The sequence below is a fragment of the Terrimonas ginsenosidimutans genome, from assembly GCF_022012415.1.
Taxonomy (GTDB): domain Bacteria; phylum Bacteroidota; class Bacteroidia; order Chitinophagales; family Chitinophagaceae; genus Terrimonas_A; species Terrimonas_A ginsenosidimutans.
The window spans coordinates 246,461-260,400 of sequence record NZ_JAKLTR010000002.1; the positions used below are offsets into that span (position 1 = coordinate 246,461).

A 13,940-nucleotide genomic window follows, 5' to 3' on the forward strand; every position below is an offset into this window, starting at 1 on the left:
AATGAAACATCTTTTTCTTGCAGGCCTGATCTGCACCTTCTTTGCCACGGCTCACGCACAGGTTAGTGTGACGACGGGATTAAACCTTTCAAAGTATAGTTATCCTGCAGACCCGGCTGACCTGAGCTCACGCCAAACAATTGCTGCTTTTAATGTGGGGCTCAGGTACCGGAATCCCTTATCGGAAAAGGTCTCCCTGCAACCGGAATTGGGCTTCACTCAAAAAGGAGCGGTAAAATATCCGGCGTATCCGATCGGCTTTACCGGGCCTTTGAAGTATGTGAACAGGTTAAGCTACCTGCAATTGTCTCTCCCTGCCGTGGCAAGCTTTTCTTTGTCGGATACAGATGATGAGGGAGAGCCAAAATTTGAGGTCGGAGCAGGGCCCTATGTAGCCGGACTGGTGAGGGCTGCGGTGACCATTGTAGAATTTGACGACAGTAGGACAACCACCAAGTACTCCATCGGAAGTGCCAGCTCGGATGCATTCCGGAGATTGGATTATGGACTGCGCGCGGTAACGGGATTCAGGTTGCTCCGGTCTGTCGGCATTCATATTCATTATGAGATCGGCTTTAAAAACATTGAATCCAATCCCGCATTAAAGCCCATCAGGAACCGGAATTTTTCCCTCAACCTTTCCTGGATGTTTGGACATACGAAAAACTGATCTGAGATGGCAGTAGAAAACCAGCGTGCGGTCGTAAGAGCATTGCTCCGGGTGCTTCTCCGAAAACTATTAAACTATTAAACCTTTAAACTAACTAAACGCACGCGGGCAGCATTCCCAATGAGATTAGGCATCATGATCAATAAAAAATATATTTGTCAGACAAGCCATTTATCACCACCACCTTTATGCGAATAGTAACGCTGTTCTCTCTTTTGATCCTGCTGTACTGTAAGGCCGGAGCGCAGTCCATGGAAGACCTTGAACTGGAGTTGAAAAATGTCAAAGACTCCGCACAGGCAGGAAAGATCATTTCCCGGATGGGGAATGCCTGGTTTCAGCAGGGTAATTTTGTAAAGGCCTCGGAGTGTTTTTTCCGCTCACTGAGGATCGCGGAGAAGTTCAATGATCAGCCGACCATTGCAACCAATATCAATAATCTATCTGCCACATTCATGGAAACCGAGAACTATGCTGATGCGGAGAAGTATGCATTAAGATCGATCAGCCTTTATGAAAAGACAACTGATCACAGAGGTCTGGCAAATTCGTATAATTCGCTTGCGAATGTGTACTACATGCTTGAAAAAGATTCTTTAAGTCTTAGCTATTTTGAGAGAGCGCTGGCGCAAAGGCGGCTGGCAAAAGATACAGTAGGGTTGTTTAAAGGATATAAGAATCTGGGGGCCATTCATTTTGAAATGGGCGATACACTGGAAGGGATCAGATACCTTGAAGAAAGTATCAACTTTATTTCAAACCCGTCAGACAGCGCTCTTTGGTTCAGCGCATACCTTGGCCTCGCTCAGATATATGGAAGAATACATGATCTTAAGAATGCCCGCTTGTATTTTGATAAAGCAGGTGTATATGTGAAAACCTCTCCTGATTATACAAAACTGGAAGACTATTACTATTCTCTTTCTGAATACTACAGGGATATCGGTGACTTCAGTTCGGCTCTTGCAATGCATGTGAAGTATGTCGTGTACCGGGATAGCGTCGTTAACCAGGAGAAGAACGGGCAGCTGGCAGAGTTGAATATCCGCTATGAAACGGATAAGAAGCAGCAGATGATCCAGGCGCAGGAGTTTGAGATCGCACGGAAGAATTACTGGCTGACCGGCGGAGCTATCTTTCTTCTGCTGGCTGGCGGTGTGGCCTATCTGCTTTACCGTAACGTTCAGTATCGAAGGGTCAGGAAGTTACAGGAAGAGATTTTCCGGCAAAAAGAGCTTGCCGCGGAAGCATTGTTTGAAGGAGAGCAGAATGAAAGGATCAGGATTGCGCGTGATCTTCACGATAGTATCGGACAGCAGTTGTCTGCGGTGAAGATGAAACTGAATGCGATGCCTGCCGGCCAGGCCGTGGATGATGCCTCAGGATTTCTTGACGGAGCGATCAAAGAAGTGCGGCATATCTCACATAATCTTCTTCCGGAATCCCTGCAGTTCGGCTGGGTGTCTGCACTGGAAGAAATGTGTGAAAAGATGACGGTGAAAGGCGGTCCGCAGATCACATTGTCGGTTGATGATTATTCAAGACAGTATATATTCAGTAAGCAGCAGGAATTGTCCATTTACAGGATCATCCAGGAGATCATCAGCAACACTGTAAAACATGCGGAAGCTTCGAATATCCATATTTCTATCAGTGGTAACGATAATAGTTTTTTTATCAATACCAGTGATGATGGGAAGGGAATGGATACATCACTTGTAGCCAGATCATCCGGCATCGGCTGGAAAAATATTGCAGCGCGTGTGAATATGCTGCGAGGGAAAATGGATATATCTTCTCAGCAAATGAACGGAACAAAAATCAGTATCGCCATACCATTACAATGAGTACAATCAATATTCTTATTGCGGATGATCATCAGATGATGATCGATGGCATCAGGGATATGCTGGACAAAGAACCGGCATATGTAATTAAAGCAGAAGCGAACAATGGTCAGGCTGCGTATGAACGGATCGCGGAGAATCCTGATCAGTATCATTTGCTGCTGACGGATATCAGTATGCCGCTGTTAAGTGGAACGGAGCTTTGCAAAATGGTAAAGGCGCAGTTCCCGCATATACAGGTACTGATCCTGTCCATGTATGATAATCCTGCGGCGGTTAAAGAGGCGGTATTTGCGGAAGCAGACGGATATATACTGAAGAATGCAGGTCGCGGTGAATTACTGAAAGCATTGCAGAAACTTATGGCGGGAGGTACTTATTTTGCGCAGGATATTGTTCCGATCATCTATCGCCAGTACAATAAGCAGAAACTGCAGGACGAGCAGCTGAGACAGTTAAGCGCAAGGGAAAAGGAGATCCTTGGCCTGATCGTAAAGGAGTTTACGAGTGAAGAGATCGCTGATAAGCTTTGCATCAGTAAGAAGACAGTTGATAATCATCGCGCCAATATCCTGGAGAAAGCGAATTGCAGGAGCACGGTAGGTTTGGTGAAGTTTGCGATCAAAGCGGGATTGGATTAGTAAGAATGATAAGCTGTCTGGCCGATCCTACTTAAGAATATCGCAAAAGCGAAGGAGTAAAGGCCGGATGATATTTCAAGCGGTAGATCTAAGTCGCGGCCGGGTCAGTTAAGCTCTACTTCGCTCTGAGTAACCCGATCCCCAAAGTGACTACAGCAAATGCCAGCTCTGCGATTCCCAGGTAGAGTATAAAGATCAGGTAGGTTGGTTCGGTCACTCCATCTCCGGCGGCAGCTGCGAAGAAACCTCCGCTGATCAGCAAAGCTGCTGCTACAAACGAAACCCGTGCAAGCAGGTTGAGTACCTGGGGAAGCCTTGCATGGTCAGCCAGGATCTGTGCGATCAGGCAAAGCAATACCAATACGCCGGCATGAGCATGACCCGCACGGAACATTGATTGCTGGAAAGGAGTGAAGGTTGCAGGTGACCAGTCCGCCAGCATCGACAAAAGGAAATATCCGCCATAGGCGATCGTGGGAACGGTAAGCAGCGTAACGCCGCAGAAAATTTTCGTCAGACGACTCATATGATAGGTTGATAAGGTTTGCATGTGAAGGTTGCCGGTCTACCATAACAAAATGTTTGCCGCTGTTCCCTACCGTTTGCCGGGGCTATAGTTCACAGTATAACGAACTAGCACATTCGTGTTTTTCCTGCGTCTTCTTCGCCCGGAATCCGCTGTGGGAGAAGTTTTCCCTGTAATTTAATAAGGCCAACGAATTGCTTCACTTCCCTCAGCCACCTAACCATGAAAGAAGTCTTTATTAAAAAGTACTGGGCCGAAGAAAATATACTTTTCTACCTGCATTTTCAGGATGGCAAAGCTGTCCGCCAGATCGAAGTAACTCCCGGCCGTAAAATTTTCCTATCGGCCGATAACCCACAACAGGAAGACTGCACGCTTTACGATCAATTACTGGATGACCTGGAAATTGAATTGCGGGATCTTATCTCACAAACGATGTTTGAGAAGGTTTGGAAGAAGGGGGGATAAAATGATTGTATTCGCTCCTGATCGTTGCATCTTTTCGTTATCCCATCAGCGATGGCTTTTCAGAAGGAAGAATATGAGTCCGATCCTGCGGCGCGCTGCTGATGTGTGAGGCACGCGGGACAGGAATGAAACTTGTTGATCGCTAAATGGCATTGGAAGGATTCACCGGCCGTGTATGGGTTGTGTTTCAGTGATGTTGAGCTGTGTTTAAAACACGGGTGGCGGTTGCCATCGCGAGTGCTGCATCATCGAAGATCTCGTCTTCATGTATAAGCAGCATTTCAAAGGCTCTCATGGTGGGTTCATCGCCCAGGAATACTTTCAGCTCACTTTCCTCGGCCTGTGTAAGATCACGGCGGAGATAGCCTGCAAAAAGATAGGTCAGACGGTTCATGCTAAAAGTTACGGCAAAATTGGAAGCGAAGAAGCAGGGAACAAAAAAAGAACAGCCATGCTGTCCTTTGTCGCTTTACTTTTCATAGGTTAATCAGCTAACCCGCAGCTCGCGGCAGCTGCGCTTCTGAACAGTAACAGTTCCGGAAGCACAAAGCTTATGCCATGAAAGGCTTACTAACAAAGAATTTTAGAATTTCGGCAGAATAGGGAGACGGGACAGCCATTACTATTCGATTGATATAAGCCAAGCGGTTGATCGGAAACAGGTCTGCAATGGATGGTCAATCCCGTTGTTGGATGGAGTTGAAATCAATGCAGAAGGCGATCCGCCATCAGTCCTAAAAGATACAGATCATGCGACGGTCTCTCCGGAAAGCGATCTGATCTCCATCAGCAGCTCATCCAGGTCGAACGGCTTTGCGATAAAGCTGTCCGCGCCCGCTGTGAGAGCGACCTTCTTACCCGTCTGGGAGGCGGAAATTGCAATAACGCGTAATTCCTTCAAGTCTTCATCGCGCCGGATGGAACGGATCAGCTGGTCTCCCGAAAGGAAAGGCATCCAGAGATCCACGAGTACTATATCCGGCCTGTTGGTACGCAGCAGATCCATCACCTTGAGGCTGTCAGCCTCGCAGATCGTATGGAAGTGTGATTTAAATGCGAGCTCCAGAACATCCAGGATATCCTGGTCGTCATCGCAGATCAACAGGGTCTTTTTGTGCATGTAAATTTCGTTCAAGATGAGTGTTTGGCTTGTATGTGTACGTTAACGATGCCTTTTTGCAGCAAATAATCGACCAAACTTTTAAATAAAGGAGATTTTATAGTATCCGGACTACGAATAATATACTCATGAGGATTTTTTTCCGCAAACCGGCAATGTGAACCGGAAGGTGCTGCCTTTGCCAAGTTCGCTTTCAACCCAGATCTTTCCGCCATGGCGTTTAATGATCTCGGCGCAGAGGTAGAGGCCGATGCCGAAGCCAGAGATGTTGCGGGTTTCAAAGTCGTGGACGCGGTAAAATCGTTCAAAGACCCTGGTGAGATCTTCCTGCCGGATACCGACGCCTTTGTCCTCCACACTGATCTCGACCTCACCGTCTCTGTTAATGACGCTGATCTCGACCGGTGTGTTTTTTGCCGAGTACTTGGTGGCGTTGCTGATCAGGTTTTGTATCACCTGTGCGATCTTTTCGTGATCGCCGAGTATGCAGGCTGTCTCAAACGGATGAAAGATAACTTTGTGGGAACTGATCGTGGCCATGAATTCCTGCCGGATCTCATTGATCAGCGCACCCAGATCAAATTCCACGGGTTCTACCTGGATCTTGCCGGATTCGAGGCGGGATAAATTGAGAAAGCTGTTGATCATCCCAGTCATTTTCCTGATCTGCTTTTCCGTTCGCGTCAGCATGGTATGAGTGAGATCGTCATTACTGGCTGAAACCCTTTCTTTGGATAGCTGTATATAGGCAAGAGTAGAAGTAAGCGGGGTTTTCAGTTCATGACTTACCATACTGATAAAATCATTTTTTCGCTGCTCATCTTCCTTCAGACCGGTGATGTCTACAGCAGCCCCAATATGTCCGGCGAAAGAGCCATCTGAGTAGCGGCGGACAGATCCGTCAACCAGCAGCCAGCGGTACTCGCCGTCGCTGGTACGAAGCCTGTAGCTGTCGTGGAATGGTAGCTCCGCCCTGATCGCGTCCCGGTAGATACTGAGATGCTTTTCGTGATCGTCCGGGTGGAGGAGATCGGTCCAGTTAAAGTTTAACAGTTCCTGTTCCGACTTACCTGTGAACTTCAACCAGGCCTGATTGAAGTAAATGATCTTTCCCGTTTCGTCAGACATGGCGATATAAATGTTGGAGCCTTCCGCCATATTGCGGAAGCGGGCTTCACTTTCTGCCAGGGTGATTTCTGCCTGGCGTATTTCGGTGATATCGCGGGTGGTGCCGGCAACTGCTTCCACAACACCCTGTTCGTTGATCACGGGAGTAAAGATGTAGTCGTAGATCCTTCTGCCGAACTGTGCGTGGGGGAACGATACTTCGCCGCGGATAGGCTTTTTTGTTTCAACAACGGTATCGATTTCCCGTTCATGCATTTCAGCATGCCAGGGTTCGTACCCGTTTTCCAGCAGCTTACGGCCGATGGCGTTCTCCCAGCTCTTTCCCCACATCGTGAGCAGGGCTTCATTGGCATAAGTGAATTTATAGTCGAGGTCAAATACGTAGATCAGGTCCGGAGTACCTGAGGTGATGGTCTCATAAAGACGTTTTTGTTGTTCAGCCAGTTCTTTTGCCGCATTTAATGCAAGCTCGGTCTGTTTCCTTCCACTCACATCATTGGCTGCGCCAAACCATTCTATGATCTCGCCGGCCTCATTCAGAATGGGGACAGCCCGGGAGAAGGTCCAGCCCATACTTCCGTCTGCCCGTTGTACTCTGTGCTCTAGCGAAAAAATGGTTTTGGTCCGGATCGCTTCGCTGATGGCTATATGCACTTTGTCCAGGTCTTCCGGGTGGATATATTTCTCCATCCAGTTGTCAATAGGTTCACCTGTGTCAGAAAGGAATTCTCCACCTGTTAATTGCCTCATTATACCCCAGTCGGGACTCATCCGGTAAACTACGTCGGAGGTCGCGTTCACCAACGCACGGAATCGTTCTTCGCTTTGGGTAAGTTTATCAGTGGACCGGCCTTGTTGCTGTTCAATACTCATATAGTCTGCTGCAATACAAATTAAAAGTATTCACCGAAAACATCGTATAACTAATATACGGATCACTTTTCCCGGGATGCTGTTATTCCTGGTAAAGGTGTCTGTTTCCGGATGTAGGTTTTCTGACCTCAGAATGGTTGGATCAGTAAGTAGCGTCAGCCACCTTCACCATCCGTTATTTCGCTCCCAACGCCTTCGGTTGCTTTTTTATCCTTACTGTCATTATCCGGAACATTTGCATTTGCCCGCGGATTTGGATTGATCTTGATCTCTTCCATTTTATCCTGATCGGACTTTTGAGGAGGATCGTTTTTCTCTTTTTTATGTTGATGGGTTGTACTCATACTGATAAATTAAAAAAATATGACATCAATAACTATACCGCAGGAAACGCTCAATCAGCGGGCTGTAAGCGAAACCAGCGTAACACAATAACTGCTCCGATCTGTTTCAGGGTATTTGTCCGGGATTATTTGAAGCGGTTACCAGCTTATGAATGCTGCCGGGATCTGGATAACAGCAGTCCGATGAGTAAACCTGCTGCTGCAGCCACTACAATACCTTTTCGTACTGATGAAGAAGAACTGCCGGTTTTCTTTTGCCATCCACCTTCAGCGCTGGTGCCATAAAGAACCGGCTCCAGGACATTTCCGGAAGTATATTCAATTGCTTTTGCCCTCTTCAGGTATCGCCTGATCACGAATACAGTGGCGGTGCGGCTGATCGTGGGAAATACAAGAAAGGCGAGGCGAAGAAGTTTTGCGGTCAGGCCTACGGTTTTCTGGGGCTGTGGGCAGTCGATCAACTCGGCGACAGCTTCCGCTACTTTTTGTGGTGAATAGACGGGCGGGACAGGTTTTAGTTCTTTCCCGGTATAATTTGCTGAGTGCTGCATGCCGGGTGTGTCAAGGAAGGCGGGGTAGAGGTCACATACATGAATATTGTCCCACCCATGGAGTTCGCCCTTTAATGCCTGTGAAAAACCGCAGAGCCCGAATTTGCTGGCGGTATATGCGGCGCTGTAAGGGGTAGGAAACCATCCGCCGACAGAGATATTGTTGATCAGGATGCCGTGTTCCTGATTCTTAAAATAAGGGATGATGGTATGGGCGGCGTGAATATAGCCGGTCAGGTTGGTCTTTATTACCTGTTCGTTCACCTCAGCGGGAACATCTTCCACAGGTCCTGCAGCTAATACGCCTGCATTGTTGATCCAGGCATCAATGGAGCCGCCGAATTCTACGGCTTTCGCGGCAAGTGCCCGGATCTCTGTAATGGCGTTCATATCCGTCGGAACGGCGAGCGCTTCGGTTCCAAGCTGTTCGCATTCGAGTGCAAGTTCTTCCAGTGCTTCTTTTCTTCTGGCAGCCAGGACCAGCCTTGCACCATATCTTGCCAACTCGAGGGCTATAGCTTTGCCAACGCCGCTCGAAGCACCTGTGATTACAACTGTTTTATTGCTGAAGTCAAAATCGTGTTTCATTTTCATCAGGTTTTAACGGAATAATTTGAGCAGGGTTCTGCTCACCCTACTTCATTAATTACTATGCCAAACCTGATCATACATGGTGCGGGCTTTTATGCGGGAACTATGTGGAAATAATATTCCCGTTTGAATTTCATCCGGGGAATGAATTACGGGATCATTCGGTCATGTGCATCGGCAGGCTTGCAGACTCGTTCATCGGACCTCCGATGAGGTCATATTCCGCCGTTGTCCCAGTCACCGGCTGATTGCCGTGCAGGGGATCGGTTTCTGCGGATGCTGCAATACAATTATCCGCACTTGTCTTTAATTCATATCCGTGGATCGTACAGGATCTGCCGCTTGTGGTACATCCATAAAACGAGACTGATGTAAAGATCACCACCGCCACAGCCGTGCGTTGTCTGAAGGATTGGAGATGTTGAATAAAGCTCATAGAATCGGTTAATGGTTAATGATGACACAAAACTATAGCAGCTTTTCCCGGTTTTCAACAAATAGTGAACTAACCGGGGCCAGGAAATGATGAAGCGTTGGTTGGACGAGGATAAAGCGTTTTTTTAATGGCTGGAAGATCGGTGTGGCGCGGGAAAATCGCAGGAAGCGCAAAGGGCAAGGCACGCAATGAGATCCCTTGATAAAGACTTATTCCCCTGGTGGGTATTTAACCCCTTGCGATACTCCTGCGCTGCCGCCATTGCTCCTACGCTTCCGCAGCCTTTAAGCACGTTTCCCCCAGAAAAACTTTCAAAGGCGCATCCTTTTCCGAAGTTTTACAATATTTCAATTTACGAGCTGTCTCTATGCGCGGTATAACTGTCAGGTGGTTTTGGAGTCTGGTCTTCGTGATGTTATTAATAGCATCACATGGGCGGGCCCAATCCGGCAAGTGGAGCGAGTCCGCCTATACTGAAGCAGATGGTTTGAGCAGCAACATTATCAGATGCGTATTGCAGGACAGTCGCGGTATGCTATGGGTCGGCACCGCAGACGGATTGAATCATTATGACGGCTACAGTTTCACGACGTTCAGAAAGAGTGGTTCCAACAGCAACACGATCCGCGGCAACTTCATCACCAAACTTGCGGAAGACCAGGTAGGTGATCTTTGGATCGGCTACCTGACAGGCGGCGTTAGCTGTTACAATATTGCAACGGGTGTATTCCGGCATTATTCGCTGAAAGATCTTAAAGAAGAGAAGAATAACAAAACGCCTGAAGTGACCATGCTGTATGTCGATAAAAGAAATACACTATGGGTGGGAGTAGTGGAAGGAGGACTCTACAGCCTGGATAAGGGATCCGGTGCATGGACGCATCATGATCTGGTCAATTCGAAAGGAGTGCCACTTCCTTCCAGCGGGCATAAGGATTATAACACAGTATTTGGTGCAAATGAAGATGGAGACAATATGTGGCTGGCAACGGCTGCCGGCCTGTATTATTTTCAGCCGTCTTTGGGTGAGCTGCAACTGATCAAGGAGAAGGCGCAAAATACTCCGGGGGAGTATCTCGACCTGATGCTTAGTATTTTCAGAGAGGGAAATACGCTTTGGATGGGTACCTGGTCTGGGGGACTGGCCAGTTATGATGTGCGGAAAAAAGAATGGCATCGCTATAAATATGACAGATACTCGCCTACCACGAATGTGATCAGCGGTTTATTGCCTTCACAAAGTGACACTATCGATCTGATCTCAGATGACCGGGGGCTGGGGTATTTTGATAAACGTGCAAAGAAGTTTTCCTTCCCATCAGATGGCAGCAGGCTGAAAGCTGGTGATTACAAAGCGATCTATACCGACAGAACAGGAAATGTATGGGTGGCGAGTAATAAGGCGCTGTTCAAGCTGTTTAAAGTTTCTCCGAAATTCAACTTTACACCGCTGCGTTCAGCCGGGAAAGGGAATGAAAATAACTATACGATCCATGCTGCTTTTGAGAACGACAGTGTTGCGTTATTCGGCTCCTCATACGGTCATGGCCTCGCGGTGATGGATAAAAGGACGGGAAGGAAATGGGATGTGTCATTTGATGAATTACCTATGGAAGAACGCAAATTGCAGGTGACAGATATACTGCAGGATGCCGCGGGGACGATCTGGGTGCTGACGCGTGATCACCTGTTTTACCTGGATAAAAACCGCAGGCAGCTGAAAAAAAGAACGCAACCTCCGATCTACTGGAATAAAGAAAGCAATTATTTTTTCAGGATCCGTGAGGATAAATCTGGGCGGCTCTGGATCGCGAGCCTGCGGGGCGGTGTATTCGTTTATGATAGCCGTATCGATGTATTCATTCATCATTTTTCCATCGAAAGCGAAGGCCGCCAACATATTCCGTCAAACTATGTACATGCGCTTTTTATAGACAAAGGGAATAATATATGGATAGGAGGCGCGAAAGGGTTTCTCGGAAAGGTCAACGCAAAGAACGCTTCTGTTGAAGTGTATTCCACTTATTTTCCTGATGTCAATGTAAATGCAAATACTGTTTATGATATCATCGGAAGTGACCCGCATGACCTGTGGGTTGGCACAGATGCAGGTTTGATGCGTTATGAGGTTCGGGGAGATCAGCTTGTTTTTAAAAAGAACTATACTTCAGAGAACGGTATAGGATCGGATATTGTAAAAAGTATCGCCAGATCGAAAGACAACAATATCTGGTGTCTGACAGAAACTTCCCTGTGCAGGATCAACCCGGCAACAGAGATCGCAGCAAATTATGGGTTCGCCGATGGGCTGGTGAATTCAGGTATAGGAAACCGGATCGTGCTTTTGTCAGATAACAGGATGGTGGTCGGAACAGCCGGCGGATATTATCAGTTTGATCCGGTATATCTTGCTTTGTTGAAGCAAACAGCCCAGGTGCTCGTTTCGGCTTTTAATATTAATGGAGTGCCGCGCTACTACTGGAATGAGCTTGCCGCAAACGGGATCGTTAAATTAAAACCTTCCGATAATCAATTTTCATTTGAGTTTACAAATATCGATTTCAATCGAACAGAAAAGCAGCAGTATGCATACATGATGGAAGGAATGGATACCGGTTGGATCCGTACATACAACCGGTATGCAGGTTATGGCAACCTGAAGCCGGGAAAATATATTTTCAAAGTAAGGGCAGTGAGTAGTATGGATAAACAGGACGGAGAGATCATTTCGATCCCTATACTTGTGTCAGGTTTTTTTTATAAAACAACCTGGTTCTGGCTTATCGTCGCAGGATCAATCTTCGGAGTAATGTATGCTGTATATGCGATCCGGTTGCGTAATCAAAAGCGGATCTATGCTTTGAACAACCGTGCGGAATTGCTGGAAAAGGAAAAGGCCATGGTGATGTACGAAAGTCTGAAGCAACACCTGAATCCGCACTTTCTCTTTAATTCCCTTACTTCTCTTGGTAGCCTTATCTACATCGATCAAAAGCTTGCGGCAAATTTCCTGCAGGGATTGAGCCGCATTTACCGGTATATACTCCTTCATCGCGATAAGGAGCTTGTTGCATTGTCCGACGAGATACGGTTCTGCGAAACCTATATACAGCTGCAGCAAACAAGGTTTGGTGATGCATTCCAGGTGCACCTGCGTGTTGAAGAAAATTTCCATGATCTCAGGATTGCGCCTGTGACGTTGCAAAATCTCGTGGAGAATGCCATCAAGCATAATATCGTTACGGAAGAGGAACCTTTGGTGATGGAGATATTTGTGAATGAATTTAATCAACTGATCGTTCAGAATAACCTGAACAAAAAAGAGTTTGTCGAAACAAGTAACGGACAGGGGCTTGAGAGCTTAAATACGCTTTATCAGCATCTTGCCGGAAAGCGGATCGAGATCGTTGAAACTGCCGGACATTTCATTGTGAAAGTACCCTTATTATAAAAATACTGATATGAAAGCAATTATTATTGAAGATGAACAACTGGTAGCGCGCGCCTTGCAGGCGAAGGTCACGGCAATAGAACCTTCCATAAGGATAATGGCGATCCTTCCCAGTCTTAAAACGGCCCGGCGCTGGCTGATGGAAAATGCGGAACCTGATCTTATGTTTATGGATATTCAGCTCGGAGATGGGATCAGCTTCAAGCTGTTTGATGAATTCGATCTTAAATGCCCGGTCATTTTTACAACAGCTTATAACGAGTATGCCATTAACGCTTTTAAGGCGAATGGGATCGATTACCTGTTAAAGCCTATTGAGGAAAACGAACTCCGCAGGGCGATCGAGAAGAGTATTACACTTAATAACAAATTGAATCTTGCACCTGCCGATATTCTCCGCCTGATCGAGTCTGTAAGAGCCGGTAATAAAAGCGCCTTGTATAAAGAAAAGTTCCTGGTGAATGTAAAACGTCAGATGGTGCCGGTAAATACGACCCATGTCGCTTTTTTTTATAAAGAATCGCTTCATTACCTGCATACATTGTCAGGCGATCAGCATATTCTCGAATTCACATCACTGGAGGAGATAGAAGAGTTGCTCGATCCTAATCAATACTATCGCGCTAACCGGCAGTATATTGTCAATATCGATGCGATATCGAGTATCGAACTTCATGAGAATCAGAAACTGACCCTTAAATTGAAGCCTCCATTGAAGGCAACGATCGATGTGAGCCGGGAGAAGGCTCCCGCATTCAAGAAGTGGTTCAACCGGTAGAATGACTCCCGCGAATGAGTGGTACTAATTGACCCTGACGAATCTTTCGAGTTGAAGAGCATAGCTCCGGCGTTCGCATCTGTCATCCACTACGGTGAACTGAATGGTGTCTTTTGTGATCTGGAATTTATACTTTCCTGTATCAGCTAAGTTGCATACCGGCAATGGATAGTCAATTGAATCCTTGATCATAAGAATACCATCTTCTACATCATACCAACCAAGATTTGTATGAACCTGGCCGGTCCGGTTAAGAACAACTTTGAACTGGTTATTTTCTCCCAGGTGAAGTTGAAGATCCATGTCTTTGTCCCAGAGCGATCTCCAGGTTCCTTTGACGCTGGTCTGATCTTTGGGCTGGCAGGAAAAAAGAAGGAGGGATGCTGAAATGATGGTCAGGATTAAGGTATAGCGCATGTTGAATTGAGTGTGTGTTGAGCCAGATACAGGCTGAATAAAATAGCCAGATTTAGGGATGAATTTTCAGTTCAAAAATAGTTGATTTTAATAAAATAA

Annotated in this window: 14 protein-coding genes; 6 read left to right on the plus strand and 8 right to left on the minus strand. The window is 46.7% G+C overall.

The genetic code is table 11. The features are described from left to right. Position 1 precedes the first annotated feature (1 nt). The 3 genes from LZZ85_RS03605 (at position 2) to LZZ85_RS03615 (ending at position 3,158) form a co-directional block, all read left to right on the plus strand. Positions 2 to 670: a porin family protein gene (locus LZZ85_RS03605; RefSeq protein ID WP_237868575.1), complete on the plus strand. Its 669-nt coding sequence runs from the start codon at positions 2 to 4 to the stop codon at positions 668 to 670. A gap of 155 nt (positions 671 to 825) precedes the next feature. Then, positions 826 to 2,517, plus strand: a complete 1,692-nt coding sequence (locus tag LZZ85_RS03610; RefSeq protein ID WP_237868576.1) for a tetratricopeptide repeat-containing sensor histidine kinase — start codon at positions 826 to 828, stop codon at positions 2,515 to 2,517. Further along, positions 2,514 to 3,158 carry a response regulator gene (locus tag LZZ85_RS03615; RefSeq protein WP_237868577.1) on the plus strand — a complete coding sequence of 215 codons (645 nt, stop codon included), beginning with the start codon at positions 2,514 to 2,516 and terminating at the stop codon, positions 3,156 to 3,158. The genes LZZ85_RS03610 and LZZ85_RS03615 overlap by 4 nt, the downstream gene beginning before the upstream one ends. Before the next feature lie 115 nt (positions 3,159 to 3,273). On the opposite strand, the gene LZZ85_RS03620 is transcribed toward LZZ85_RS03615, so the two are convergent. Then, positions 3,274 to 3,684, minus strand: coding sequence for a hypothetical protein (locus LZZ85_RS03620; RefSeq protein ID WP_237868578.1), 411 nt, complete (start codon positions 3,682 to 3,684; stop codon positions 3,274 to 3,276). A gap of 222 nt (positions 3,685 to 3,906) precedes the next feature. On the opposite strand from LZZ85_RS03620, the gene LZZ85_RS03625 reads away from it, so the two are divergent. Next, complete coding sequence (locus LZZ85_RS03625) at positions 3,907 to 4,152, plus strand: hypothetical protein (RefSeq protein WP_237868579.1); 246 nt, start codon at positions 3,907 to 3,909, stop codon at positions 4,150 to 4,152. 187 nt (positions 4,153 to 4,339) lie between these two features. Here LZZ85_RS03625 and LZZ85_RS03630 read toward each other — a convergent pair whose 3' ends face one another. From LZZ85_RS03630 to LZZ85_RS03655, 6 genes are all read right to left on the minus strand, one after another. After that, on the minus strand, positions 4,340 to 4,546 hold the full coding sequence (locus LZZ85_RS03630) for a hypothetical protein (protein ID WP_237868580.1): 207 nt from the start codon (positions 4,544 to 4,546) through the stop codon (positions 4,340 to 4,342). A 354-nt stretch (positions 4,547 to 4,900) separates the two neighbouring features. Then, on the minus strand, positions 4,901 to 5,287 hold the full coding sequence (locus LZZ85_RS03635; RefSeq protein ID WP_237868581.1) for a response regulator: 387 nt from the start codon (positions 5,285 to 5,287) through the stop codon (positions 4,901 to 4,903). 111 nt (positions 5,288 to 5,398) lie between these two features. After that, positions 5,399 to 7,273 (minus strand): PAS domain-containing sensor histidine kinase, encoded by a 1,875-nt coding sequence (locus LZZ85_RS03640; protein WP_237868582.1) that lies wholly within the window; start codon positions 7,271 to 7,273, stop codon positions 5,399 to 5,401. A gap of 155 nt (positions 7,274 to 7,428) precedes the next feature. Further along, complete coding sequence (locus tag LZZ85_RS03645; protein ID WP_237868583.1) at positions 7,429 to 7,617, minus strand: hypothetical protein; 189 nt, start codon at positions 7,615 to 7,617, stop codon at positions 7,429 to 7,431. Positions 7,618 to 7,763: 146 nt separating this feature from the next. Beyond that, positions 7,764 to 8,756 carry an SDR family oxidoreductase gene (locus LZZ85_RS03650; RefSeq protein ID WP_237868584.1) on the minus strand — a complete coding sequence of 331 codons (993 nt, stop codon included), beginning with the start codon at positions 8,754 to 8,756 and terminating at the stop codon, positions 7,764 to 7,766. Between the two features lie 160 nt (positions 8,757 to 8,916). Beyond that, positions 8,917 to 9,195, minus strand: coding sequence for a hypothetical protein (locus LZZ85_RS03655; RefSeq protein WP_237868585.1), 279 nt, complete (start codon positions 9,193 to 9,195; stop codon positions 8,917 to 8,919). A gap of 487 nt (positions 9,196 to 9,682) precedes the next feature. On the opposite strand from LZZ85_RS03655, the gene LZZ85_RS03660 reads away from it, so the two are divergent. Together LZZ85_RS03660 and LZZ85_RS03665 are read left to right on the plus strand one after the other, a co-directional pair. Further along, complete coding sequence (locus tag LZZ85_RS03660) at positions 9,683 to 12,646, plus strand: ligand-binding sensor domain-containing protein (RefSeq protein ID WP_237868586.1); 2,964 nt, start codon at positions 9,683 to 9,685, stop codon at positions 12,644 to 12,646. 10 nt (positions 12,647 to 12,656) lie between these two features. Beyond that, positions 12,657 to 13,424, plus strand: a complete 768-nt coding sequence (locus LZZ85_RS03665) for a LytR/AlgR family response regulator transcription factor (protein ID WP_237868587.1) — start codon at positions 12,657 to 12,659, stop codon at positions 13,422 to 13,424. 24 nt (positions 13,425 to 13,448) lie between these two features. Here LZZ85_RS03665 and LZZ85_RS03670 read toward each other — a convergent pair whose 3' ends face one another. Then, complete coding sequence (locus LZZ85_RS03670; RefSeq protein WP_237868588.1) at positions 13,449 to 13,841, minus strand: hypothetical protein; 393 nt, start codon at positions 13,839 to 13,841, stop codon at positions 13,449 to 13,451. Between the last annotated feature and the right edge of the window lie 99 nt (positions 13,842 to 13,940).

What these genes read in the sequence shown, in the direction of transcription:
- LZZ85_RS03605 (WP_237868575.1), top strand. Translation starts at nt 2, where the DNA reads ATGAAACATCTTTTTCTTGCAGGCCTGATCTGCACCTTCTTTGCCACG.
- LZZ85_RS03615 (WP_237868577.1), top strand. Translation starts at nt 2,514, where the DNA reads ATGAGTACAATCAATATTCTTATTGCGGATGATCATCAGATGATGATC.
- LZZ85_RS03620 (WP_237868578.1), bottom strand. Translation starts at nt 3,684, where the DNA reads ATGAGTCGTCTGACGAAAATTTTCTGCGGCGTTACGCTGCTTACCGTT.
- LZZ85_RS03625 (WP_237868579.1), top strand. Translation starts at nt 3,907, where the DNA reads ATGAAAGAAGTCTTTATTAAAAAGTACTGGGCCGAAGAAAATATACTT.
- LZZ85_RS03630 (WP_237868580.1), bottom strand. Translation starts at nt 4,546, where the DNA reads ATGAACCGTCTGACCTATCTTTTTGCAGGCTATCTCCGCCGTGATCTT.
- LZZ85_RS03640 (WP_237868582.1), bottom strand. Translation starts at nt 7,273, where the DNA reads ATGAGTATTGAACAGCAACAAGGCCGGTCCACTGATAAACTTACCCAA.
- LZZ85_RS03645 (WP_237868583.1), bottom strand. Translation starts at nt 7,617, where the DNA reads ATGAGTACAACCCATCAACATAAAAAAGAGAAAAACGATCCTCCTCAA.
- LZZ85_RS03650 (WP_237868584.1), bottom strand. Translation starts at nt 8,756, where the DNA reads ATGAAACACGATTTTGACTTCAGCAATAAAACAGTTGTAATCACAGGT.
- LZZ85_RS03655 (WP_237868585.1), bottom strand. Translation starts at nt 9,195, where the DNA reads ATGAGCTTTATTCAACATCTCCAATCCTTCAGACAACGCACGGCTGTG.
- LZZ85_RS03665 (WP_237868587.1), top strand. Translation starts at nt 12,657, where the DNA reads ATGAAAGCAATTATTATTGAAGATGAACAACTGGTAGCGCGCGCCTTG.
- LZZ85_RS03670 (WP_237868588.1), bottom strand. Translation starts at nt 13,841, where the DNA reads ATGCGCTATACCTTAATCCTGACCATCATTTCAGCATCCCTCCTTCTT.